25 protein-coding genes and 1 riboswitch are annotated in these 22,363 nt (G+C 56.9%); of the genes, 9 read left to right on the top strand and 16 right to left on the bottom strand.

Translation table 11 applies throughout. The annotated features are described in order from the left end of the window. Positions 1–30 precede the first annotated feature (30 nt). The gene (locus C7459_RS14595) at positions 31–1,515 is read left to right on the top strand and encodes an MATE family efflux transporter (RefSeq protein ID WP_109690040.1); all 1,485 of its coding nucleotides are present in this window, start codon (positions 31–33) and stop codon (positions 1,513–1,515) included. Positions 1,516–1,571: 56 nt separating this feature from the next. On the opposite strand, the gene C7459_RS14600 is transcribed toward C7459_RS14595, so the two are convergent. From C7459_RS14600 to C7459_RS14635, 8 genes are all read right to left on the bottom strand, one after another. Further along, a complete protein-coding gene (locus C7459_RS14600) occupies positions 1,572–2,846 on the bottom strand; it encodes an APC family permease (RefSeq protein ID WP_245884556.1) in 1,275 nt (424 codons plus the stop codon). A gap of 4 nt (positions 2,847–2,850) precedes the next feature. Further along, positions 2,851–3,906: a M42 family metallopeptidase gene (locus tag C7459_RS14605; RefSeq protein ID WP_109690041.1), complete on the bottom strand. Its 1,056-nt coding sequence runs from the start codon at positions 3,904–3,906 to the stop codon at positions 2,851–2,853. 104 nt (positions 3,907–4,010) lie between these two features. Beyond that, positions 4,011–5,195, bottom strand: a complete 1,185-nt coding sequence (locus C7459_RS14610) for a zf-HC2 domain-containing protein (protein ID WP_109690042.1) — start codon at positions 5,193–5,195, stop codon at positions 4,011–4,013. After that, positions 5,192–5,713, bottom strand: coding sequence for an RNA polymerase sigma factor (locus C7459_RS14615; protein WP_109690043.1), 522 nt, complete (start codon positions 5,711–5,713; stop codon positions 5,192–5,194). Before C7459_RS14615 ends, C7459_RS14610 begins: the two co-directional genes overlap by 4 nt. Positions 5,714–5,840: 127 nt before the next feature. Further along, positions 5,841–6,194 carry an amphi-Trp domain-containing protein gene (locus C7459_RS14620; protein WP_109690044.1) on the bottom strand — a complete coding sequence of 118 codons (354 nt, stop codon included), beginning with the start codon at positions 6,192–6,194 and terminating at the stop codon, positions 5,841–5,843. Between the two features lie 41 nt (positions 6,195–6,235). After that, positions 6,236–7,981, bottom strand: a complete 1,746-nt coding sequence (locus C7459_RS14625) for an ATP-binding protein (protein WP_146201011.1) — start codon at positions 7,979–7,981, stop codon at positions 6,236–6,238. 160 nt (positions 7,982–8,141) lie between these two features. After that, a complete protein-coding gene (locus C7459_RS14630; RefSeq protein ID WP_109690046.1) occupies positions 8,142–9,593 on the bottom strand; it encodes a leucyl aminopeptidase in 1,452 nt (483 codons plus the stop codon). Between the two features lie 53 nt (positions 9,594–9,646). Further along, positions 9,647–9,862 (bottom strand): DUF3006 domain-containing protein, encoded by a 216-nt coding sequence (locus tag C7459_RS14635; protein WP_109690047.1) that lies wholly within the window; start codon positions 9,860–9,862, stop codon positions 9,647–9,649. A gap of 173 nt (positions 9,863–10,035) precedes the next feature. Between C7459_RS14635 and C7459_RS14640 the strand changes: the two genes are divergently transcribed. Both C7459_RS14640 and C7459_RS14645 read left to right on the top strand, forming a co-directional pair. Then, positions 10,036–10,938 carry a ComEC/Rec2 family competence protein gene (locus C7459_RS14640; RefSeq protein WP_109690048.1) on the top strand — a complete coding sequence of 301 codons (903 nt, stop codon included), beginning with the start codon at positions 10,036–10,038 and terminating at the stop codon, positions 10,936–10,938. Between the two features lie 106 nt (positions 10,939–11,044). Further along, positions 11,045–11,287, top strand: a complete 243-nt coding sequence (locus C7459_RS14645) for an AtpZ/AtpI family protein (protein WP_245884557.1) — start codon at positions 11,045–11,047, stop codon at positions 11,285–11,287. Between the two features lie 4 nt (positions 11,288–11,291). Here the strand turns inward: C7459_RS14645 and C7459_RS14650 are convergent, their stop codons facing one another. Together C7459_RS14650 and C7459_RS14655 are read right to left on the bottom strand one after the other, a co-directional pair. Next, positions 11,292–11,873, bottom strand: coding sequence for a hypothetical protein (locus tag C7459_RS14650; protein WP_109690049.1), 582 nt, complete (start codon positions 11,871–11,873; stop codon positions 11,292–11,294). A 160-nt stretch (positions 11,874–12,033) separates the two neighbouring features. Beyond that, positions 12,034–13,326: an LCP family protein gene (locus C7459_RS14655; RefSeq protein WP_109690050.1), complete on the bottom strand. Its 1,293-nt coding sequence runs from the start codon at positions 13,324–13,326 to the stop codon at positions 12,034–12,036. 108 nt (positions 13,327–13,434) lie between these two features. Here C7459_RS14655 and C7459_RS14660 point away from each other — a divergent pair, with 108 nt between their 5' ends. Both C7459_RS14660 and C7459_RS14665 read left to right on the top strand, forming a co-directional pair. Beyond that, the gene (locus tag C7459_RS14660; RefSeq protein WP_109690051.1) at positions 13,435–13,773 is read left to right on the top strand and encodes a histidine triad nucleotide-binding protein; all 339 of its coding nucleotides are present in this window, start codon (positions 13,435–13,437) and stop codon (positions 13,771–13,773) included. Between the two features lie 67 nt (positions 13,774–13,840). After that, a complete protein-coding gene (locus tag C7459_RS14665; RefSeq protein WP_109690052.1) occupies positions 13,841–14,056 on the top strand; it encodes a hypothetical protein in 216 nt (71 codons plus the stop codon). Between the two features lie 15 nt (positions 14,057–14,071). Here C7459_RS14665 and C7459_RS14670 read toward each other — a convergent pair whose 3' ends face one another. Together C7459_RS14670 and C7459_RS14675 are read right to left on the bottom strand one after the other, a co-directional pair. Further along, positions 14,072–15,421: an oligosaccharide flippase family protein gene (locus tag C7459_RS14670; protein ID WP_109690053.1), complete on the bottom strand. Its 1,350-nt coding sequence runs from the start codon at positions 15,419–15,421 to the stop codon at positions 14,072–14,074. Between the two features lie 147 nt (positions 15,422–15,568). Continuing rightward, entirely contained in the window at positions 15,569–16,801 is a 1,233-nt protein-coding gene (locus tag C7459_RS14675) for an MFS transporter (protein WP_109690054.1), read from the bottom strand. 218 nt (positions 16,802–17,019) lie between these two features. Here C7459_RS14675 and C7459_RS14680 point away from each other — a divergent pair, with 218 nt between their 5' ends. Together C7459_RS14680 and C7459_RS14685 are read left to right on the top strand one after the other, a co-directional pair. After that, positions 17,020–17,343 carry a YtrH family sporulation protein gene (locus tag C7459_RS14680; RefSeq protein WP_109690055.1) on the top strand — a complete coding sequence of 108 codons (324 nt, stop codon included), beginning with the start codon at positions 17,020–17,022 and terminating at the stop codon, positions 17,341–17,343. Further along, positions 17,340–17,840: a sporulation membrane protein YtrI gene (locus tag C7459_RS14685; RefSeq protein ID WP_109690056.1), complete on the top strand. Its 501-nt coding sequence runs from the start codon at positions 17,340–17,342 to the stop codon at positions 17,838–17,840. Before C7459_RS14680 ends, C7459_RS14685 begins: the two co-directional genes overlap by 4 nt. Before the next feature lie 59 nt (positions 17,841–17,899). On the opposite strand, the gene C7459_RS14690 is transcribed toward C7459_RS14685, so the two are convergent. Then, on the bottom strand, positions 17,900–18,415 hold the full coding sequence (locus tag C7459_RS14690) for a hypothetical protein (RefSeq protein WP_109690057.1): 516 nt from the start codon (positions 18,413–18,415) through the stop codon (positions 17,900–17,902). A 122-nt stretch (positions 18,416–18,537) separates the two neighbouring features. Continuing rightward, positions 18,538–19,164, bottom strand: a complete 627-nt coding sequence (locus C7459_RS14695) for a Gmad2 immunoglobulin-like domain-containing protein (protein ID WP_109690058.1) — start codon at positions 19,162–19,164, stop codon at positions 18,538–18,540. Between the two features lie 128 nt (positions 19,165–19,292). On the opposite strand from C7459_RS14695, the gene C7459_RS14700 reads away from it, so the two are divergent. After that, the gene (locus C7459_RS14700) at positions 19,293–19,598 is read left to right on the top strand and encodes a DUF1811 family protein (protein ID WP_109690059.1); all 306 of its coding nucleotides are present in this window, start codon (positions 19,293–19,295) and stop codon (positions 19,596–19,598) included. Beyond that, positions 19,595–20,215, top strand: coding sequence for a DUF3886 domain-containing protein (locus C7459_RS24090; protein WP_109690060.1), 621 nt, complete (start codon positions 19,595–19,597; stop codon positions 20,213–20,215). Before C7459_RS14700 ends, C7459_RS24090 begins: the two co-directional genes overlap by 4 nt. Before the next feature lie 75 nt (positions 20,216–20,290). Here C7459_RS24090 and C7459_RS14710 read toward each other — a convergent pair whose 3' ends face one another. After that, complete coding sequence (locus C7459_RS14710) at positions 20,291–21,673, bottom strand: glycosyl hydrolase family 18 protein (protein WP_245884558.1); 1,383 nt, start codon at positions 21,671–21,673, stop codon at positions 20,291–20,293. Between the two features lie 86 nt (positions 21,674–21,759). Continuing rightward, positions 21,760–22,188, bottom strand: a complete 429-nt coding sequence (locus C7459_RS14715; protein WP_109690062.1) for a hypothetical protein — start codon at positions 22,186–22,188, stop codon at positions 21,760–21,762. Between the two features lie 73 nt (positions 22,189–22,261). Beyond that, a riboswitch (ZMP/ZTP riboswitch) is annotated at positions 22,262–22,344 on the bottom strand. Between the last annotated feature and the right edge of the window lie 19 nt (positions 22,345–22,363).

Below are 22,363 nucleotides of genomic sequence, written 5' to 3' on the forward strand. Positions count from 1 at the left end.
AACACCGTTCGGATGAAGGAGGTGCGCGGCATGGCGTTGCCGATACGGGAATCGGGGATTTTGAGTGTGGCAGATGGCATCGCACGGGTGCTCGGGTTGTTGTTTCTCGCCCGGTTCGTGCTGGAGATGGGCCTTGGCGAGAGCGCTGCGTTTCGAATCGTGTTGCCGATGATCGGTGTGGCGGCGAGTTTTGGCAGCATCGGTGTGCCACAAGCGTTGACGCGGTTGTTTGCCAGCGGGTCCGGCAGTTGGCGCACCGCCGTCTGGGCCACCCTGCTCGCGATGCTCGTCTCGGTCGCAGGTCTCGCCACGCTCTCCACCCTCGCCAGTTTGCGCGGTGGACCTGCCCATGAGATTGCCAAGCTCTGCATCACCGCGACCCCGCTCCTGCTCCTGACTTGCTGGACCGGAAGTCTGCGCGGCATCCTGTTCGGCCTCGGCAGCACCTACGCCCCCGCGCTCGCGCAAGTGCTGGAGATCGGCACGCGACTTTGGGTGCTCACCACGATCTGGCCCTTGGTAAAAAGCGACCTGCCCGCCTCTGGCAGTCAGGTCGGTCTCTATATCCTGACGACGGGGGAACTCGCCACCGCCGTGTTTCTCAGCCTCGTGTTGGGGTCGGTTCTACGCAAGCGCCGCCTCACGCCCCCGCTAACGACTCACACCCTCCCCACCGTCCTGCGCATGGCGTGTGCTCCGGCCGGACAGGCTCTGCTCGCCAGCCTCGGCTACGCGCTGGAACTGCCGCTCGCCGAAGCCTGGTTGTCGCAAACGCTCGATCACGAGGCCGCGCGGAATCTGATCGCCAATTACTCCGCCATCGCCCTGCCCTTGCTCTGCGCCCCGATGGTGTTCACCGATGGGCTGGCCACCGCCCTGTTGCCAAGCGCCAGCGCCCAACAAAGCCGAACTGCCCTGCAACTGCGCCGGGTCATCGCTGCGGTCGCGCTGCTCGCACTGCCTGTCACCGCCGCCCTGCTCGTGCTCGCTCCACAGCTGACCAGTTGGTTTGGCTCGGGCGCCGCAGCCGGACTTTTGCTCGCGCTGGCTCCGTTGACCCTGCCGTTCTACCTCCAAGCCCCGCTGTCCTCGCTCCTGCAAGCGTCTGGATACAGCCGGGCTCTGCTGATCGCAGGTCTGTGCGGAGATGCCGTCCGCATCGGAACGCTCTACCTCGCCATCCACACCTTGCAGTTCACCCGCTTCGCCCTGCCGCTCGCTTGCGCCGCCGCCGTGTGCGTGCAGACCGCGATCCTGCTCCGTCTCGCCTTGAATCTGACGCGAGAAGCCACGATCCCGTGGCGCACACTTTTGCACGCCGGGAGTTCCACCCTGCCGCTGATGGCGATTCTGATCAGCGGCCTGCACGCACCTGCTGACCTGAGCCTTCAAGCGCATCCGCTCGCGTGGAGCCTGCTCGCCGCAACGGTCACGCTCCTGCATCTGCGTCTTGCCGGGGTTGTGCCACCGCTCCCCCATCTGCTCCACCGACTCACAGAAAAGGAACACCTCTGAGCGCTTGCTCGGAGGTGTTCCTTTTTGCCTCGAGTGGGCCGAGCGAGATCGAGATCCTACATGGGGGTCTGCCGCGGCAAATCCCGCGAGTAACGCCTGCGCAAATAGAGCAGGCAGGCTCCGGTCACGAGCACGGGGACGATCAGATACCCCTCGGCAAACGGCGCAACCGCGAGGCAGAACAGCGCAGACAGGATCGACGTCCAACGCCCGACCGGGTCATGCCACAGCAGTTTCACACAGGCAACCGTCGTGATGACGTACACGAGGATGCCGAGCGTCACCGGCACGAGGATCAGCTTGTCGATCGACAGGTCCCAGAGATAGCAGACCCCAAGCGTTAGCGAGTTGGTCACGAAAAGGAACCAGACTGAGCGGTGCGGGACATCCCGCCCGCTTTTTTTCTCAAACCAGCGCGGGAACACGCCGTCGCGCGCGAGGGCATAGCCCAATCGCGAGGACGACGCGAGGTAGACGTTCAGCGTCCCGAGACAGACGATGCAGGTGATCACCGCCGTGACCACACCGGCCCCGACGCCCAGCGCTTGGCTCATCAGCACCGCCAAGGGTGCGCTTGAAGCGCTTCCATCGCCGGACGTCCCGGTGCCGATCGTCACGAACGCCAGCAGCGTATAGATCGTGCCGATCAGCACGACGGAGATCCACGTGCTGCGCATCACATCACGCTGCGGATGCTGGAACTCCGGCACCAAGTGCGTGATCGACTCCCAGCCGAAAAACGCCCAGAAAATCAACACGCATGCCGTCCCGATCCCCGACAATCCATGCGGGGTAAAAGGCGCGAAATTCGCGCTCTCCACATGCGGCAGCGAAAACAGCACCGTCGCCACCAATAGGATCAGCACCATCCCGCTCAAGATCAGCGAGAGATTGCCGCCCGCCTTCATGCCGAGCAGCGCCGTCACCACCGCGACGACGAGGAACAAAAACGACAACAGATACATCGCATCCCGCCCGAGATGGAACGCCGAGGCGATGTAACTCGCACCCGTCACCCCGACGACCGCTTGACCAACCGATACCCATGTGAAAAAGTACCAGCCCACGATCGCCCCCATCGTCCGGCCAAATGCGTTTTTGACGATCACCGAGATGCCGCCGAGGTCTTGGTAGCGCAACGCCAATCGGGCGAACGTGTACGCCAGCGGGAAACTGAGCAGCGACAGGAGCAGCCACGAGATGATCGCAGCCGGCCCCGCGGCGCGCACCGTGTACCCTGGCAGAATCAGAATGCCCGACCCAAGCACCGCTCCCATGTACAGGGCGATGCCTTGGATAAACGTGATCGAAGGACGGTGAGGTGTACTCACAAACCTACTCCTGCACCAGATCGCTCATCAGGTAAGCGGTGATCAGGCGAATGGAATTGTCGAGCGCATCGGTGTGACAACGCTCGTTGGCATGAGAAGCATCGATGCCCGGCCCGATCAGCCCATGCTTGACATCAACACCCGCCCGCAGCGCTGCCGATGCGTCCGACCCGTAGAAGGGGTAGAGGTCTACTTGGTAGTAGATGTTGTTGGTTTTCGCCAGCTCCACGAGGTGCTTGCGCAGCGCGTAGTGGTACGGGCCGGAAGAGTCCTTGGCACAGATCGAGACACAGTATTCGTCGGTCGTCTGGCCACGGCCGATCGCCCCCATGTCGATCGCGAGCATCTCGACCGTCTCCGGGGTGATGTTCGAATTCGCACCATAGCCGATCTCTTCGTTGTTCGAGACGAGGAAGTGCGTGGTGTACGGCAGTTGTTCCCCCGCGTCCAACAGCGACTTCAGCGCGCCGAACATACAAGCGACCGACGCTTTGTCATCGAGATGACGGGTCTTGATGAAACCGGTCGGCGTCACTTCGCAACGCGGGGCGAACGACACGAAGTCCCCGACTTCGATGCCGAGCTTTTTCACATCGTCTGCGTTTTTGACAACCGCATCAATCCGCACTTCCATCGTGTCTTCATTGCGCTCAATCGAGCGCGCGTCCTTGTAGACATGGACAGATGCGTTGGTGGAAAGGATCGTGCCGGTGTGAATGTCACCAGCAGACGTTTCGATCTCGCAGTACTCGCCTTCGATGGAGTTGAACGTAAAGCCCCCGATCAGCGAGAGTTTCAGACGACCGTTGGATTTGACTTCCTTGACCATCGCGCCGAGCGTATCGACATGCGCGGTGAGCGTGCGATGCACGGAGTCGTTTTTCCCCGGCACGGTGACGAGCAGCGCGCCTTTGTTGTTGCGGCGATGTGCCACGCCGAGCTGGGTGGCTACTTGTTCAACGAAACGCATCACGCGTTCCGTGTTCCCAGACGGAGACGGGATGTTGACGAGGTTGACCAGCAGGTCGAGCACATACTGTACATTTGCAGTTGCGGACATGAGTGTAGCACTCCTTTTTTCTGTACGATTCTTCCAGCATTCTACCATAAAAAAAGCCTCTCCGTCTGTTTACGGGAGGCTTTTTCCATCCTGCTAGTTGAAGCTCACGGTCCGGTGGAAAACTGGTCGATCTGCCAAGGCGCGTCCTTGGTTTCCCTGACGACGGTGACAAATCGAGTCCCCCCCGGCACGGTCACTTGATAGACTTTCGCCTCTGCTGGCACGCGGTTGTGTGCTTTCGAGGCTGGCGAGACATCAGGCGCAGGCAACGCAGTTGCTTTGACTTGCACGTCAGAGGTTTGAAGGCCCCGTTGCACAGGCAATCCAAAACTCGGGTTCGAAGTCGGGAACAACTGATTGCGTTCCACCCCTGCGAGGTTGAGGTTCACCAAGTACCATTGCGAGATCATCCCGGACATCGATTGCACATCCTCTCGCGCGCTGGCATCGGCGTATTGAACCAACAACTCTTCTGGTGTGCGTGTGCGCATCTCGGGCGTGATGTTTTCCAGCTTTTGCGTTTGCACCCACTCAGCCCACGGCACATGGGTGATCTCGCCAAAGTGCTTGTTGTCCAGCGAGAGCAGTTCGCCGGTGTTCGCCAGCCGCTGCCAAGCCCCGATCACTTGTGACCCGCCCGCGACGAGGAACACCGCCTCCTGATCCGTCGCCGCTTGCAGGGGAACGATGTAGGCGCTGAGATCATCACGCGTGCGATACGGTGCCAGATCCAAGGAAGCCTGTTGCGCGAACACGTTGACGTATTGGAAGAACGGACTCAACTTGTCTTCGAATATACCGTTTTCGTTCGTCGCGGCGATGGTGACGTGCTCCACCAGCGCCCACTGCTTGATCTGATCGCTGTGCGGCGTGTGATGGTATTCGGACAAGTACTCCTGAATCTGCTGTTCCACTGGTTTGGTGGAAGCGATCGGCGTCGGGGGTGTCGGGTTCGGTTGAAGTCCCGCCGGCGGTGACGTCTGTGTCGCTGGTTGCAACAGCCCCGGCACTTGGGTCACCGCCAGCGCGAGGCAGGCTGCGACCGCTGTGACAGATAGCCACTTGGTGTACCGACGGCGCTGTTGGTTCCGAATCACCGCTTCCATCTCCGCGCGCGCTGGCAACAGCGAGCGGGTCGGTCGCGGGATCTCGACGCCCTCTGCGGCGATCCCCAACTCATACAACGTCGCTTGCTCGGCGCGACAACGCACACAGGTTTTCAGATGGAGTTGCACATCTGGCGTGATCTCACCACACCACAGCAACTCTTGAATGTCTTTGCAGTTCACAGCACATCACCTCCCACTGGAAGCAAATTCTCGCGCAGCCTGTCCCGCAGTCGGAACAGCCGCGTCTTGACCGTCGCTTCCTTCATCTCCAACAAGTCTGCCACTTCCTTCACCGACATGTCCTGCTCAAAGCGCAGGAAGAAGATCTGCCGGTCGACCTCAGGCACATCCTTCAACATCCGCTGCACCGATAGCTTCAAGGACACGCCGCCTTCAAACCCATCTGACGTCGAGGAAGATTCGGTGATCTCTACCAATTCGACGTGTTTTTTCTTGCGCAAGGAATCCCGCTGGGTGTTCATCACGATGCGGTAGATCCAAGATTGCAACGCACAGTCTCCGCGATAGGCATGCAGATGGCGGCATACTTTGACCAGCGTATCCTGCGCCAAGTCTTCCGCATCTTGACGGTGACCTGTCAGGTGATAGCTAACCCGGTAGACGAACGGCTCCAACTCGCGCAGAAACTCGGTCATCGCGTCTGCGCTTTGCAACGCGCGCTGAATTTGATGCTCCACCTGCTCACCCCTTTCTCGTTACGCCTTCTTGTAACATTAGACGCAGAACAACAACAACAGGATTCACAGCTCGCAAAAAAAGCACCCCACCGCTTCCGGTCGGGTGCTTTTTCGTATGTATTACCCCTTATTCCTTCGCTCGATGCTCATCCGGACAGCTTGGCAGATCGAGCGGTGTGGGGTGGTCCGATTCGCCTGGCAGGATGTCGAGATCCTCTTCTTCGAGATCCTCTGGTTCACCGGCCATCGATTGGTCGGACGAATTGTCCACCCAACTCAATTTCAAAGTCAAGGCGTGTTCGTTGCCTTCCTTTCGATAATCCTGACGCACGTATAGGACGTTCGCGACGCTGATCGGCAGACCGTCCAGCGAGACGATGTTCTCCGAATCGATCTGGTTCGCCCACTGGCGCAACAAGTCTGCCACCTCACTGGCGGACATCACGTCGCGGCGTTTGATCTTGATCTCCGACTTTCTCATCAGACATCCCTCCTGCCTCTAGTCTACCCCAACCGAACGGCTCAGGAATACGGCAGTTGGATCGTAAACGTACTTCCGTCACCGGTGTTCGACGTGACATGAATCGTCCCGTTGTGACCCTCGATGATTCGGTGCGAGACGGCGAGCCCCAGACCGGTGCCGTTGGCTTTGCGCGTGTAGAACGGTTCAAAGATCCGCTCGATCACTTCCTTGTCCATCCCTACGCCGGTGTCGCGGAAGTGTACGGCCACGTGCGAGATGCAATTCTGCAACTCCACTTCCAGCCGACCGCCCTCGCTCATCGCATCGAAGGCATTGTTGGTGACATTGAGGAATACCTGCAACAATTGGTCGCGGTCGATGGCGACCGCACCGCTCAAACTCTGAGCCTGAATCACCGACAACTCGACATTTTGCATGATCGCTTGTGGTTGGATCAACGCGACGAGATCATCGATCAACACGTGCAAGGAATCGATCTTGAGCTTCGGCGCACTCGGCTTGGCGATCATCAAGAAATCGGTGATGATCTCATTGGCGCGGTCGATCTCCGGGATGACGACTTCCTTGAGCTGACGAATCTTCGGATCGGGAGAGTCCTTGGGCAATAGTTGCAAAAACCCCTTCGCGGTGGTGAGCGGGTTGCGGATCTCATGGGCGATCCCGGCCGCAAACTTGCCCAGCACAGAGAACTTCTCCGCACGGCGCACCTGTTCTTCGAGGAAGAGGCGGTCGGTCAAGTCTTCGAACATCCCGATCGCAAACAGCACTTCTCCGTCCTCGCCCTTCAAGGAACGCGTCGACGTCTTCAAGATCCGCTCGACCCCGTCGGACGAGCGCACCGTCTGCTGGATGTCGGTGAAGGGATTCCCCGTCGCCAACGTCTCATGCAGCAGGCTCAGATGATCGTCCATCTGCAATTTTTCCAAGAACAGCGATCCGCTGCGATTGATGATCTCCGAACGCGGGATGTCGAACAACTGCTCTGCGCGCGAGTTAAACGTCGTGATGATGTTATCCTTGTCGAGGATGACCAAGCCCTCGGTCATCGCGTTAAAAATAAACTCCGTCTGTGCCTGCAAGATGCGGTAAAACTCCAGCTCGCGCACGATCGGATAGCCGATCAAGATCGACCCGCGTCCGTCGGAGAGCGGGATCGCTTCCTGGGTCACCCAGATCTTTTTGCCTGAAAGCGAGTAGCCAGGGAACGGCAGCAGGTTGTCAAAGCGGTGGCCGATGATGTCGTCCTTGTCCACTTCCATCAACTCGCACGCGGTGCGGTTCGCATAGGTTAACAGCCCGTTCTCATCATAGGTGAGGATCGAGTTCGGGATGCTGTCGAGGACGATCTCCAGATTCTGCAGATGCGTCTCTTCCATTTTGCGTTCGCGAATCGTCACATACCGCTCCAGCAGTTCGGAATTGTTCACGCCGAGCAATTGCAAGGCGCTGTCCATCGTGTCATACGCATCGCCGACGAGACCGCCGATGCGGTCCACCTCGCGGACCACACCAAAAATGATCCGTCGCATGCCGTCGAGCACTTCCTTAACATCTTCCAACACACATCCGTGATCTCCCATCAGATCACCAAGCTCGGCGTATGCGGGGTGCAAGTCTAGCGCACTGCCAGTACCCGCGAAGATGCGTTCGATCAACCACCTTGTAAATTCTCGTATCGGAGCAGCCAGCAAGCTCGATCGTGCAAACTCTTCTTGCTGTGCGGCATGATCGATCATCACTTCTAACTGGTCGCGTACAAATCCATTCAACTCGATTTGGCTCAAGATCTCACCAACCTTGCGTTGTGTGTAATTCGTCCCCACTTCTTCCCTTTTTCATTTCGGCACTTGGATGCATTTTCCTGCTTCATCTTTAAAATTGTGACTTCAAAAAGAAAAGACCCAAGCAACAAAGCTTGGGTCCTCTGGTCATTTCGTAGAAAAATTATTGAGCCAGCGTCTCTGCGAGTTGGATCAGCGTGCGGGTCGAGAACGCGGTACCGCCATTGATCGTGTAGCCCTTGGTCGAAGTCGCACGGGACATGTTCGCCATGTCGATGTGACAGAAAGGCACATCGTCCGCAAAAGCCGCGATGAACACGCCACCTGCAATCGCGCCTGCATTGCGCCCAGAGTAGTTGATGTAGTCCGCGACTTTGGAGTCGATCAACTCTTGGTACTCCTCATAGTTCGGGAGCGTCCAGAGTTTCTCGCCGACCGCTGCACCCGCTTGGCGCACTTGCTCGACAAAAGCGTCGTCGTTGCCGTACAACGACCCCGCCGCATACCCGAGCGCGGCGACGATTGCGCCCGTCAGCGTCGCCGTATCGACGATGCGGGTTGCGCCAAGGTGTTTGGCATACGCCACACCGTCCGCGAGCACCAGACGTCCTTCGCAGTCGGTGTCGATCATTTCGACCGTCTTGCCATTGAACGCCACGGCGACATCGCCTGGCTTGAAGGCGCGACCGGAGATCATGTTCTCAGCAATCGTCAGCACGCCGATGGCATTGAGCTTGAGTTTCTTGCGAGCGATCGCTTGCATCGCCCCGAGCACGCAAGCAGCTCCCCCCATGTCGGTGTGCATGTTCGGCATGCCCGCTTCCGGCTTGATGATGTAGCCGCCGGTGTCGAACGTGATGCCTTTGCCCACCAGACCGAGCACTTCCTTGGATTCCGGGGCGCCTTCGTAGCGCAACACGACGAGGCGCGGCGGGATATCGGAGCCGACCCCGACGGCCAGCAACAGGTTCAAGCCCAGTTCCTTCAATTGTTGCTCGTCGAGAACTTCAACTTTCAGCCCTTCGGACTGCCCAACTTCCTGCGCTTTTTGGGCAAAAATCACCGGATCGAGCAAATTCGCCGGCATGTTCACATAGTCGCGGGCGAGGTTGGTCGCTTCGGCATGGATTTGTGCGGCTTCCACCGCTGCAGCGATGTCCCCGTTCGAGAGCACCTGCAGGTGAGTGAAGCGCTTGTCTTCCTCCGGCTTGGACTTGTGCGCGGCGTAGACGTAGCGACCGAGCAACAGACCTTCCACAGTTGCCTGCGCGAACTCATCGGAGAACGGCAGCACCGCGACGGTGTGCCCCTTCACCGCACGCGCGGCAGACCCGGCTGCCTCGCGGATTTTTTCCGCATCGAGCTTGTCAGATTCGCCCAAGCCGACGAGGAACAGGTGCTTGGCTTGTAGACGGCCGCTGGTGCGCACATGCGCGACAGAGCCGTTTTTGCCTGCCAATTCGTGGTCGGTGTGCATGGCGGTCAGTTCGCCGCCCAGTTGCGCATCCAAGGCCGCGAGTTGCGGTGCCAGCGTCTCCGCCTTCGTGTAAAAGACGATCAAGGAATCGGTTGTAACCGCTTCCAAATTTGTATGGGTATGTACAGATAGGTTCATCAAAAAGGCCTCCTTCTTGCTTGTCTCCCCAGTATACAACACTGGTTGGATTTTTACGATTCGTCGGTGAACAGTTTGCTCGCCAACGCCTCGACCGCACGGCGGCGCTTGGCGGTCTCCGCAGCGTCGACCTCTGTCGCCACCCGCACCACATCGCCTTCCACCGCATCGGCTGGCAACAAGGCTCGCGGAAAATCGAAGACCTGACGCCCAGCAAACTCCAATACCGCCCATTGTTCGCCCACAAAATGATCAATGATACAACGCATGTCCGCGACACCTCCAAACTGATTTTAACACAAGAGCATCTCTCATCGAAAAATGTTACGAAAAGACAACCAATCATTCACATAAATAGTTGTATTATTTAGTTTGTCTGTATTATAGTGAAATAGGCAATTGTCTATGAAAAAACAGAAAATACTGGGAGGCAACAACAGACATGAACTTGTTCAAGAAGATGGGCTTCTGGTCACGCACCGCCGTGGCCGCACTGGCACTGACGTTTCTCGCAGGCGTAACCGCAGCCGGCACCACCGTAACGGCCAAACCGGCGCTCGCCGCCACCAACATGCTGGTCCACTACATCGATGTCGGACAAGCAGACTCCGCCCTGATCCAACTTCCGAACGGCCAAAACATGGTGATCGACGCTGGCAACAACGCCGATGCCACCCTCGTGGTGAACTACCTGAAAGCCAAAGGGGTCACCAAAGTTGACTACGTGATCGGGACACACCCGGACGAAGACCACATCGGCGGCCTTGACGCTGTCATCAACAACTTTACGATCGGCAAAGTCTTCATGCCGGCTCGCACCTCTACCACGCAAACCTACAACGACGTCCTGACCGCTGTGGCCAACAAAGGTCTGACCGTCACGACCGCGAAATCAGGCGTCTCCCTATTCAATACGACCGCGAACACGAAAACGCTGGAAGCGCACTTCGTCGCTCCGGTGAAAACCACGTACACCACCAACAACAACTGGTCGGGCGTTGTCCGTCTCGTGTACGGAACCACGACCTTCCTGTTCTCGGGCGATGCGGAAACCCAAGCGGAAACCGACATGGTCGCATCGGGTCAAACCCTCTCCGCGAACATCCTGAAAGTTGGACACCACGGCTCGAACACTTCGAGCACGGACGCGTACCTCGACAAAGTAAAACCGCAAGCGGCGATCATCTCCTGCGGCTTGAACAACAGCTACGGTCACCCGGCCCAGACCACGATCGACAAGTTGAAAGCACGCGGCATCAAGATCTACCGCACCGACTTGCAAGGTGGTTTCGTCTTCACCTCGACCGGCTCTGCTTGGAGCGCGGACAAGTCTCCTTGGTTCTAAGAAATCTGCTATACTGATAAGAAACAACAAAGAGAGCCGAATTCGGCTCTCTTGTGTTTTTTTATCGAAAAAACGGTCATACACTATCTGCAGGAGGTGGCCCGTCATGAATCAGAAAAAATCAGACAACCGCGAAGCGATGCAAGCCTTTGGACTGGTCTCGATGATCGGGGTTGATATGGCGTCATGCACCGTGGGTGGCGTGTTTTTGGGCAAGTGGTTGGACTCGCTATGGGGCACAACTCCGTGGATGTTGCTGGTGGGGATCTTGCTCGGTCTGACCGCCGGAATCCTCGGTGTGGTGAAATTGCTTTCCAAGTTCGGCCCGGAGGCCGGCACGAAGAAGTGAAGGTTTAGGTTTCTTTATTAAAACGATTGTTTTTCAAGACCTCGTCAAGCCGTTGCAACTCTTCGGTGAAGGAGCGCAAGCGTTCTGACGATTCCTGTTCCCGTTCCGTGTCGCCGTCGCGTTTGGCGTTTGCGTATTCATCCAGTTCCCTATAGATGTGTCCCATCAAAATCTCACGACTGAGCCGCAGGTCGAAGTCGGTGGCGAGTTTCCGTTCTTGGAACGGGCCGTCGTCCATGACAATCCCATTGAGGTACAGCGTGCGATACAATTCCCCCCGAATCGTCTGGTATTTCTCCCCTCGCAACTGCAGGTCGGTGATCAGGAAATCGATCATCTTGACCATCCTACCATCGCTTTTTTTCACCCGCATGTATTCGATCAGCACATGCAGGGACTTCCCATTCTCATACATGTAAAAAATCACTTCGTCATCCTTCAGAAACAGGTGGAAGATCAAGGTCTTGCCCTTGCCCTTCTCTTCCATCTGAATGCCCGATCGAGCAACCCGCGCCTTCCATTGGTCAACTTGGGCACGGGTCGTCTCGCCTGAAATGTTGCGGTAGATCACGATCTGGTTTTCCATCAGCCGACCACCCTCCTTCGTGCCCTTTTTGGAGTCAAGGAGTTTTCGTGTGTGTAGTACCAACAATATATGCGCGGAGTCTGCGTTTTTGTTAGGGATTTTTTGTCCCGACTTTTTGCACATAGGAAAGGCCGCTCGCAGGGATGCGAGCGGCCTTGGTTTATTGGACTTGGACGAGGGTCGACTTGACGTACCCGAACATCCCGGACGAGGTTTGGACGTAGAACCAGTCGTTGGCTTCCTCTACGATGTCGAGAACATCTCCTGCGTAGACCTGACCGATCACAGCAAATTCTGTGCCCGGCTTGGCGCGCAGGTTGACGTATTCACCCGTGACTTTCGCGGTCTTGCCGGTGCCGGTGGGTGCGGTCTTGCCACCCGTGCTAGTGCCACCGTTGTTCGGTTTGCTGGTGGTGGAGCCGTTGCTTTTGCTGTCGCCAGCGCTGGTCCCCGTGCCACCCGTTCCTCCATTCGTAGTGCCAGAGTTCGAACCGTTGCCAGCACCAGACGGGGCGTTGGCAGGATCTTGGGCCGTCGCGACGGGTTGGTTCAGGATCTCCTGCACATGCTCCCGTACCTGCGCAACGTTGGGTAGCAACACAGACTCTTGCCCGACAAAGGTCTCCTGCAGATCTTCCACCGCTGGAATCTGCTCGGTCTTCATGTTCGGCGCATCGAGTGTCACCGCCAGCGACCCCAGCGAGAACAGGTTGTCTCCGAGGTTGGATTGCGTGTACGGCTCCACCTGTTTGAGAATCTGAGGCGCCTTCATCAACATGCCGGGCGACTTGATTTTCTCCGCGACGAGCTTCACGACTTGCCGCTGGCGTTCGGTGCGGTCAAAGTCAGCACGCGGCGTGCCACGGTAGCGCACATATTGCAAAGCCTGCTGCCCACTGAGGTGCTGCATGCCTTTTTTGAGATTGATGTCATAGACCCCATCATCTGCGTGTACGAAATTCTCCGGCACGTCGACATCAATTCCGCCGATCGCATCGATGATCTTCGCAAACCCTTCAAAGTCGGTCGCCACATAATAGTGGATGGGGACCTTCAGGAAATTTTGAATCGTGTCGATCAACAACTCCGGCCCGCCATCGGCGAACGCGGCGTTGATTTTGCCTTTGCCAAAACCAGGGATGTCCACATAGGTGTCACGCATGATCGAGAACACCGCCACCTGCTTGGTATCAGGGTTGATGCTCGCCAGCAACATCGTGTCGGAGCGCGGGCGCTCGTTGGTGTCACGACGATCGACGCCCATGAACAGGATGTTGACCACGCCCTTGCCTTCCCACTTCGCCGTGTTCAGCGGTTGGCTTCCGGTCGAGAACGGCTTGTTCGCGCTGACCGTATGGAAAAAGGAAAACATCGAATACACATTGTATCCGGCAAACAGCACCACGACCACCAGCACGAAGCTGATCAGGCGCCATACGACTTTTTTCTTCACGGATATCTCCTCCACTCTATCTCTATTCCACGCGCTGGCGACAATTCCCTCTGTTTCTGGTACTCTGAATGCAGGACAACCAACTCTTGCCAAGGAGGCCCATCGATCATGGATTGCATCTTCTGCAAAATCATCGCGGGCGAGATCCCGTCGAAGAAAATTTATGAGGACGAGCACGTGTACGCCTTCCACGACATCAACCCCATCGCGCCCTCGCACGCGCTCGTGATTCCGAAAAAGCACATCCGCAACGTGCTGGAGATCGCCCCGGAGGACAGCGAATCGCTGCTCAAACTCCACCAAGCGATCGGACATGTCGCACGCGAACTCGGCATCGCCGAGGACGGCTTCCGCGTGATCACCAACACCAACGAACACGGCCAACAGACGGTCTTCCACCTGCACTATCATGTCATCGGCGGTCGTCAGTTGCAGTGGAATATGTAAGCCTACTATTAACTTCTTCATGAAAATGTTATACTTGGAGTAGCTTTGGGACAGGGAGGATCGCAGCGTGGTAAGATTTGCACCGTTTTTTAACACGCTTTTGTTTACGCTAGCTGCAACACTGAGTGTTTCGCGCATCCTCTTGCATACGTCGGCCGCCCCCTATCTGCCCTACATCAACTTAGCCCTCAGCGCCGTGATCGTACTCCTTTTTTACCGGCGCATGAAGATCTCCATCGAACGCTACTACCAAGCGGCCGCCCGCAAGCGCCGATCCTCTTAGAAAAAGACCGCGCCCTCACTCGGACGCGGTCTTTTTTGTTAGCTTCGCGCGAATCTTGCGCACCAAGGATCGGTATTGCGCCACCTCGTCAGCCTGCAACCAGAACAGCTTGCGAACCGGATACCCGGTTGCGCGGCCGAAGTACCAGACGGTCACGAGGAACATCGTGCCATAGGCGCAAGTCTTGGCCCACGCACTGCCCGCCATGCCCAGATGCGGGATCAGCAGGACGCTGACCAGGATGTTGGTGAGGATGGAGACCCCCTGCAGCAACGTCGTCACGCGCGGACGCCCGAGCTGGTTGTTGAAGAACGTCGTCAGCACGGAAGTCAGACCGTACAGCGCGATGCCAGGCACGACGACGAAAAACAACGGCACCGAAGGCTTGAATTTCGCTCCGTATGCCAGTTCCATCACCGTCGGCATCAACAGATACATGAAGGCCACGGACGCGAGCACGACCACGGCAGTATGGCGGAAAATCCGCGCCGTCAATTGCGTCGCGTCCTTCTCCTCCAACGTGGACATCCGGGTCAGCACCACTTGCAGGATGGAACTCGACAGCAAGTTCAGCAATTCGGCTGTGATGATCGCAGTGGAATACACGCCGGTTTCGGTTGCGCCGAGCATCCAGAATACCAAGGTGAAGTCGATGCGAGCATTCACGATCCAGAGCAGGTTCGCCCCGACCAAATTCAGTCCGAACTTCATCGTCTCACGGCGCACCTCGCGGTCGCCGCGCAACGTCAGCCGGTACTCCGTCTTGCGCTGCAGGATGTACAGCGAGAACAGCGAGGTCAGCACGTAGGAGAAAAACCACGCCCCGATCACATAGAGGGTCTGGTCCGCCTCCACCGGTTGAACGCCGAACACGACACTGAGCAACAGAATCAGGAACACCACCGCTTGTACGGTGTTCAAGCGATTCAGCCACTCCAGCTCGTTAAGCCCCCACATCAAGCGCGTCACATAGACATGAAACATCGCAAACGGCGCCATGATCCCGACTACCCACGCACCTCGCGTCGCCAAGGGATCAAAAAAACCAGAAAACCCGTTCCAAAACCACTTCGTCCCGATCAAGGCGATCAGGAACAGCAAGCCGGACAGCACGGCGTAAAACTGGAGCGATGCCGCAAAGACCGCTTGCGGGTCGCGCTTTTGCTTGTTAATCCCATACGGGATGTATTCGCTGAACGTCCCGATCACAGGCGAGTAGTAACTCAAGCCAGTCTGTGTATTCGTCAGATATCCACGTCCGGTTGGGCCGAGGTAACGGGCGGTGATCGCCCCCGTCACAAAGGACACACCCGACAGGAAAAACTTATAGAACAACGCCCAGAAGATCCGCATTAACGGAGTCATTCTCCACACCTTCAATCACAAATTCTTGTTTTTACCTCTGTACATTGTAGCACAGCACATCAAAAAGGGCATCGTCCGCCACGGCGGAAGTGCCCTTTTTGACCAGATTATCAGCGTTTCGTCATCTGCCCAACATCTTCACAACATCTACGCCGCTTCCGACTTGGCGGGCAGCAGGTCGTTCTCCCGGCGCACGATGCGGTCGAACACCCCGTACAGGACAAGTCCAGAAAGCGCTGCCAACAAACCGCTGATCATGATGACCGGACGGATCGTAAACGTCTGGTGCAGCCAGCCCGACATCAGCATGGTCGTGACCATCACCCCGTTAAACGTGGTGGAAATCGACATCCCGGCACGACCTTGGTAGGAAAAATCGACTTTGTTTTGCAACAGCGCCGCCATCCCGATGTTGACCATCATCAATCCGACGCTAAACAGCACGAGCGAACCGGCGGTCGCGTAAAAGCTATCATACGCCACCATGCCCGCGAGGAACACACCCGCGACCATCATCCCGCCCGGAACCATCCGGTGCATCGGCAGTTTCCACTTGCCGATAAACAGCGAGGCGAGGAACATGCCGCCGCCTTGGACCGAAGCGAGCATCGCCATCATCTCTTTGGGCAGATCAAGGAAGTCGGTGATGATGAAAACTTCCAACACATTGATCAGCCCAGCCGCCATGCCGTACATGATATTGATGAACAGCAGCGGACGGACATAGGGGTTGTTCCAGGAATAGTGAAAACCATTCTGAACATCCTTCCAGATGCCGCCAAACGTCCGTTGCGAGGTGGATACAGGTTGCTCCACTTGAATCGTCGAGATCAACAGCGCGGCCGTCAGGAACAGCGTGATCGTCACAGCCAGCGAACCGGCGGTGCCGACCCCCAGGTAGAACGAAGCCCCCAGCGATGGTCCGAGCAACATCATCGTGGAGTTCGAAGTCTGGCGCATACTGGCCGCCAATTTGCGGTCATCAGGCTCCACGAACAACATCAGAAACGCCATCGACGAGCTGCGGAAAAACAACGTGCCAAATGCCGATACGAACGCACACGCATAGATCAGATACAAGGAACCTGTCAGGTAGGCAACTATCAGACATAACATGATAATGGCACGAAACGTGAAAGCCCCCATGATGGTTTTCTTGCGATTCCAACGGTCTGCCAACGCACCGACGAACAACCCGAATAAGAAAATGGGTGCAAATTCACAAAATAGGTTGACCGACAACGAGACGGCAGACCCATTGGTGAGGTCGAGCACCAAGAACGTCATCGTGATGTTCCGCACCCAGTCCCCCAATTCGGACGCCCATGTAGCCATCCAGAACCTGAGAAAGCGTGGATTGCGTTGTAAGAATTCTCTCATACCCGACACCCCCTTACCAAACTCATTGCAAATGTTCCAACCACACGGTCAAATGTTTACTCTCATGTCTCGATTGTATTCTTAAATCCTACACTCTGTAAAGGTGAAATTCTCAGAATAGATAAAATAAACATCACCAAAACTTGCCCGCATGGGATCATCGCTCTCGGCATAGGAATCTCAAAGAGGACAATCGTGGACAGGGAGGGAGATCGCGGATGCCCTTTTTCAGCACAATCGTTTTGGACTTTTTCGTGGCGCTCGGGATCGTCCTCGGAGGTTCGGTCATCGGGGCTTTGGGTGCGTTTCTCATGCACCATCCCCCGATGCACAGCATGGTTGATCTCGCGGAGAAATTGAAGATCTGGGCGCTGGTCGCCGCGCTGGGTGGGACCTACGATACGTTGAAGTTGATCGACAACGGCGTGCTCGACTTGGAGTTTAACGGGATCGTCAAGCAATTTTGCTACCTGTTGGCTGCATTTCTCGGCTGCAACGCCGGGTTTTATATCGTGAAGTGGATCGTAGGCGACATTCGATGAAGCACAAACAATTTTTTGCGACACTTGCTGTTGGCACGCTGTTTGGCGCGTCGGCCTTGCTGGCGATGCGCGGACACGACCTCGATCTGCTCTATTTGAAGTACTTGCAAGTCCGGGAAAGTGAGCAGCAGTTGAAGGAAGACAAGCAGAAGCTGGAGGACGAACTTTCCCACGCGCAAAAGTACAAGAACCGGCGGCTGCGCAAGTTGAACATCGTGGTGAAGGAAGCTCCCGACGAATTTGCCAAAGTCGCGGTGCAGCGCGAGGTCAAACGCCAACTGAACTCGATGCTCGACAAAGAGCTAACCCTGCTGGAGAACGACCCGGAACTGTTCAACAAACTGCTCGATGGACGAACGATTGAAGTCAGTGGGCAATCGCTGACGTTACAAGTCAAGGCCGTGGTCATCGGCGAGACCACTTCGATTTTCATCCATGCGGTCAAAGACGTAAAGGCCAGCAAACACCATGAGGAACCCCCCACTACACTTCCGTAAAAAAGACCCGGTCACGGCTGTAGAGCCGTGACCGGGTCCTTTTCCAAGCGTGGTGCGGGTTATTGTTGCTCGGTGATGAACTGCGCCTGTGCGTTCATGCGGATCATCTGCACGCGCAGGCGGTGCAAGTCTTGGTCGTCCAGTTGGCAGACAAATGTCGGCACGGTGGACAAGTAAGTGATCAGTTCCTCGCGGGTGGCGAACTTCGGCGGGACTTCGTGGCTGAGCACGACGATGCCAAGTTCAGCGATCGACTCCAGCATCGCTTTGTCCCCGAGCCAGTCCAAGCGGAACAGCGCGGTGTCGGTGTGCTCCCCGAGCGCGTACTCCACTCGCCCAAGCAGGTGAAAAGTGTCTTCGAACGCCACGAGGCCGGTGACCATGCCGTAGGTCAGGTTCTGTTCATCGCCCGGTTGCAGCGTCACGCTCAAGCCCCCCTGCGGGACCAGCATCGGCCATGTCAGCTCCGGGTCCGGGATATGCAGAATCCCCGTGCCGACCGGCAACGGAAACTTGCGCAACTGCTCCACGGCCTCTGATCCACTGACCATGCCGAGATAGGGTTGTTTCTCCATCATGCTACCTCCTGTACCAAACCACTCGATGTAAACTTGCTCATTGCTCATTGCTCATTGCTCATTGCTCATTGCAGATTGTTGCCACTTGGATGAACTCGCTGCTCTGCAACTCTTTATTCTTATTGAAGCTTAATTTTCAGACTGAGCATATCGGTGCGGCTGCCATCCTTGGCGCTTTTGGTGTAGAAGTCGACGGTGAGCGTCTGGCCTTTGTACTCTGGCACCAGGGAGAGGTCCGCTTTGATGTTGCCCCACTCTGGCGCACCAGCGCTGGCTCGGAGCACGCTCTCCGACTCGATGACCACTTTGTTCTGATCACGCACGCGGAAGTAACCGACCGCTTCGAAGGCGCGCATCTTGCCGACGAAGGACAGCGTCTTGCTCGATTCGCTCCAATCGACGCGCTCCAATTGGAACGAGTTGTTGGTGTAGGCCTTGCTTTTCAACGGGTACGATCCACTGCCTGTATAAGCCGACAGTGTGATCACGTCAGATGCGGCTGGCGTCGAAGGTTCGTTGGGATTGGGCTTTGGGTCCTGCGTATTGTTCGGGGTCGTGCTGTTGTCGGCTGGCTTCGGTGCAGGTTGCGGTTGCGTGTCCGCATCGGGTTGAGCCGGTTTGGACGGCTGTGGATCGACCGGTGCGGTGACCGACTTGTTCTCATCCAGCATCTGGTACGCGACGAAACCGCCGCCTGCGAGCACCACCACGATCGCGCTTGCCGTTGCCCATCTCTTGAAGCTCATACTCGCGCCCCCTTTTTTCAGTACGGGTGTTTGTTACCTAGTCTATACTATATACCACCGCTGAGACAACGCCCCTTGTATGGTATACTGGATTCATCCAATTTATCTGGCAAGGGAGCACGAAATAGATGGCTACATTATATCGAGACATGACGCCGACCGAACTTCAAGCGGAGATGACTCGCCTGCAGGACGAGGGACACCGCGCCCTCGCCGAGGAACGCTTCGAGGAACTCGACGTGCTGGAGCGCAAGTACTATCTCGCCAAGTCCTATACGATGAACCCCGACGAAATCAAAGTCGGCCACCTATACACCGTGATCGACACCACCGACCGACTGGAAGTGACGCGCATGGACGGCGTGATGGCTTGGGGCTATCGCAATGGCGTGCGGCTTGAAGAAGCCTTCCCGCTGGCGATGTTGGTGCCATGAGCCGCAAGCATCGCCACCGCGAGAACGGCGTGACCAAGATGCACACGATCATCGGAGGTTATGAAGCGGTGTTGGACGACATCGCGACAATTCCCGGTGTGCATTCGGTGATCACAGGCGTGATTTCTCCGAACAAGTCGGAGCATGAGGAATTGACGTTCCAATACTTCACCGACAGCGGCTTGAAGCTGCTGGCGAAAACCACGATCGCGGTGCAGGAGATCTTTGTCGTAACGAAGGACAAAACCGGCGTCCTCGCCATCCTGCGCCAACGTGGACACTTGAACGAAAGGGTGAAATCTACGGTGAGCAACAAGAAAAAAGCGCCCAAAAAACCTGCCGCCGGCATCAACGGCAACACCCCGCGCCACGACCAGCGCTACAACCAAAACGACCTGCCCAAGGACAAAGGCACGACGCTCAAAGACCTGCTCTCGCCGGAACAACTCGCGAAACTCACGAACCAATCCAACGAGCTGAAGGAAAACGAACGCTCCGCCCAAGAGAACAAGCGCCAAGCCGAGCTCGATCGCCGTGCCAAGGAGAAAAAAGAATTGGAGAACAACTTCGAGTATCTCTTGAACAACACGAAGCTGGACTGGAAAAACTACAAATAACACACAGCAACAAGCCCCCGGCTTCACGCATCCCTTGATCGAAAAAAAGACCGCCCACTCGGCGGTCTTTTCCTTTTACTGCACACCCTTCTGCACCACGAAATCACGAGCGAGCATCGGCCAGATCCCCGGGTCTTCCATCCCGAGTCGCCACAGCGCTAGACCGCGAACCCCGAGTCGATTGGCGAGATTCAGTTTCGCGCGGATGCTCGCGGCGTTTTCAAACCACACCTCGTGCCGATCGCCGTCCTTGTCTGTGTAGCGGAACATCGGAGTCTGCGTCTTTTCATCAAAAATCACGTCCTGCTCGTAACGCTTGGCGAGATCCATCGCCATGCTGTACGTGACGTAGGTGTTGCGCTTGGCGGTCAGGTTGAAATCGAAGCCGAACACGGAGACGGCTGCTATGATTTTGTGCGGAGGCATCTTGGTCATGGCGTACCGCAAGACGCTCTCCATCCAGCCGATCGACACGACCGGCCCTGGTCCGCTGCCCGGCCAACCGTGCTCGTTGTACAGCATCGCCACAAACTCATCGGCAGCCCGCCCGATCACCCCATAATCAAATGGCGCGGAAAACGGGTTGGTGGGTTGGTCTGAGGTGCGCGAGGGTGTCGAAACCGCAAAGTACAGCTGCTGCGCCTTCAATTCACGCCCCAACTCGCGATAAAACGCGGAGAGTTTCTCCCGGTCCTCGAAGTACACATCCTCAAAGTCGATGTGCGCCCCGTCAAAGTCATAGCGGCGGACGACCTCGATCACATTGGCGATGAACGCACGCCGGGTCTGAGGGGTCGCGAGCATTCCGCGAACGACGTCCTTGTTGACATTTTGATTGCCGCGCTCGTACAGCAGATTGTGGATGATCGGCAACATCCGAATGTTGTGGCGATGCCCGAACTCCACCACTTGGCGCAGGTAGTCGTCGGTGAACTCGTAGAATTTCTCGACTTCAGTCGGTCGCTCCCGGTCGATGCGGAAGTGGAACATCGCACCATCTGACAGCTCGGCTTGATGCGCGGTGAAGTCCGCATAGGAATTCGGCAGCGTCGGGCCTTCACGTTCGGTGTAGAATCCGAGCACCTCTGTCAGTTTGCTGTCACCGCCAGAAGGTGTGAGCGTGACAAACTCACGAGAGATCCAACCGAGTCGGCCGTCGTACAAACGCACATGAACCCAGTCGCTCCCCCCACCGACGACCGGCAAGCGCGCTCCTCGATCCATGTGTGCGACGACGAGACCCTTCGGGCCTGGCACATTGTGTACAAGTACGGCATCGCGGTTCACCGTCACTTCGGTGTAGACGGGGATGTTCAACAACTGTCCAATGACCAAGTCCATCGAAGCCAGACGATTTAACCGCAGAATCGCCTCTGGCGTCGTCTTGAACTGCTTGGCGAGTTCGAACAGGGAATCCCCCGACTTGACGAGATGGGTAATCGGTTTGCGTGTATCCACTGGAACAATCTCCTCTCTGAAACAAACGCTGTGTTCCAGCCTATTCCAGGAGCTCTTCCAATGACATTCCCAGCTTGCATCGAGCGTTATGACCTATGGGGTGACAACCCGATTGCCGGGTCGGATGTGGGGTTTCGGCGGTACTTGTTTTTCGTCCACGTCGATGGGCGCACGAAGTGCAGGTAGCGGTCATAAAAGCCTTGTCGCGCCAAAAATGTATGAACCGGGTCCTCGACAAACATCCGCCAGAGGACACGGCGGGTGCCCGCTTCGGGAAAAATGACATACCGTCGAATCGGCTCGACGCGATGGTCAGCCAGCCACAGCGACGTGGTTTCGCCAAAGTCGCGGACGCGCTTGAAGAGGACCGCCCTGTGGCAACGCGGGCAGATCCCCGCCTGCCACAGCACTGCTTCAAACGCACCTTCCGCCACTGGAATCTCGTCAAAGTGCGCCCCCTTCGCCTCGCAATGCGGGCAGGTCACCCGGTCACCGTATCGCTCCTCGTACACCATGCTCTCTCCACACTCCATTTCTCGGCCCAGTTGAAAACACAAAACCGCCTGAGCTCGGTCGAATTTCCTTCGTCCATAGCGCCCAGGCGGTCGGCATCTCTACATTCGCACTCCCCCGTGGTTGAACCCACGCTTCCGCCAGTCATGCGAATTGAATTTTTGTCATGTTATCTCT

Origin of the sequence: Tumebacillus permanentifrigoris (genome assembly GCF_003148565.1) — a bacterium.
In the GTDB taxonomy this organism is placed as follows: Bacteria; Bacillota; Bacilli; order Tumebacillales; family Tumebacillaceae; genus Tumebacillus; species Tumebacillus permanentifrigoris.

Excerpts from the sequence above, each read along its gene's own strand:
- C7459_RS14695 (WP_109690058.1), bottom strand. The coding sequence starts at position 19,164 with ATGAGCTTCAAGAGATGGGCAACGGCAAGCGCGATCGTGGTGGTGCTC.
- C7459_RS14620 (WP_109690044.1), bottom strand. The coding sequence starts at position 6,194 with ATGAGAAAGTCGGAGATCAAGATCAAACGCCGCGACGTGATGTCCGCC.
- C7459_RS14605 (WP_109690041.1), bottom strand. The coding sequence starts at position 3,906 with ATGTCCGCAACTGCAAATGTACAGTATGTGCTCGACCTGCTGGTCAAC.
- C7459_RS14650 (WP_109690049.1), bottom strand. The coding sequence starts at position 11,873 with ATGGAAAACCAGATCGTGATCTACCGCAACATTTCAGGCGAGACGACC.
- C7459_RS14660 (WP_109690051.1), top strand. The coding sequence starts at position 13,435 with ATGGATTGCATCTTCTGCAAAATCATCGCGGGCGAGATCCCGTCGAAG.
- C7459_RS14640 (WP_109690048.1), top strand. The coding sequence starts at position 10,036 with ATGAACTTGTTCAAGAAGATGGGCTTCTGGTCACGCACCGCCGTGGCC.
- C7459_RS14645 (WP_245884557.1), top strand. The coding sequence starts at position 11,045 with ATGAATCAGAAAAAATCAGACAACCGCGAAGCGATGCAAGCCTTTGGA.
- C7459_RS14630 (WP_109690046.1), bottom strand. The coding sequence starts at position 9,593 with ATGAACCTATCTGTACATACCCATACAAATTTGGAAGCGGTTACAACC.
- C7459_RS14680 (WP_109690055.1), top strand. The coding sequence starts at position 17,020 with ATGCCCTTTTTCAGCACAATCGTTTTGGACTTTTTCGTGGCGCTCGGG.
- C7459_RS14690 (WP_109690057.1), bottom strand. The coding sequence starts at position 18,415 with ATGGAGAAACAACCCTATCTCGGCATGGTCAGTGGATCAGAGGCCGTG.
- C7459_RS14700 (WP_109690059.1), top strand. The coding sequence starts at position 19,293 with ATGGCTACATTATATCGAGACATGACGCCGACCGAACTTCAAGCGGAG.
- C7459_RS14595 (WP_109690040.1), top strand. The coding sequence starts at position 31 with ATGGCGTTGCCGATACGGGAATCGGGGATTTTGAGTGTGGCAGATGGC.
- C7459_RS14685 (WP_109690056.1), top strand. The coding sequence starts at position 17,340 with ATGAAGCACAAACAATTTTTTGCGACACTTGCTGTTGGCACGCTGTTT.
- C7459_RS14675 (WP_109690054.1), bottom strand. The coding sequence starts at position 16,801 with ATGAGAGAATTCTTACAACGCAATCCACGCTTTCTCAGGTTCTGGATG.
- C7459_RS14635 (WP_109690047.1), bottom strand. The coding sequence starts at position 9,862 with ATGCGTTGTATCATTGATCATTTTGTGGGCGAACAATGGGCGGTATTG.
- C7459_RS14670 (WP_109690053.1), bottom strand. The coding sequence starts at position 15,421 with ATGACTCCGTTAATGCGGATCTTCTGGGCGTTGTTCTATAAGTTTTTC.
- C7459_RS14715 (WP_109690062.1), bottom strand. The coding sequence starts at position 22,188 with ATGGTGTACGAGGAGCGATACGGTGACCGGGTGACCTGCCCGCATTGC.
- C7459_RS24090 (WP_109690060.1), top strand. The coding sequence starts at position 19,595 with ATGAGCCGCAAGCATCGCCACCGCGAGAACGGCGTGACCAAGATGCAC.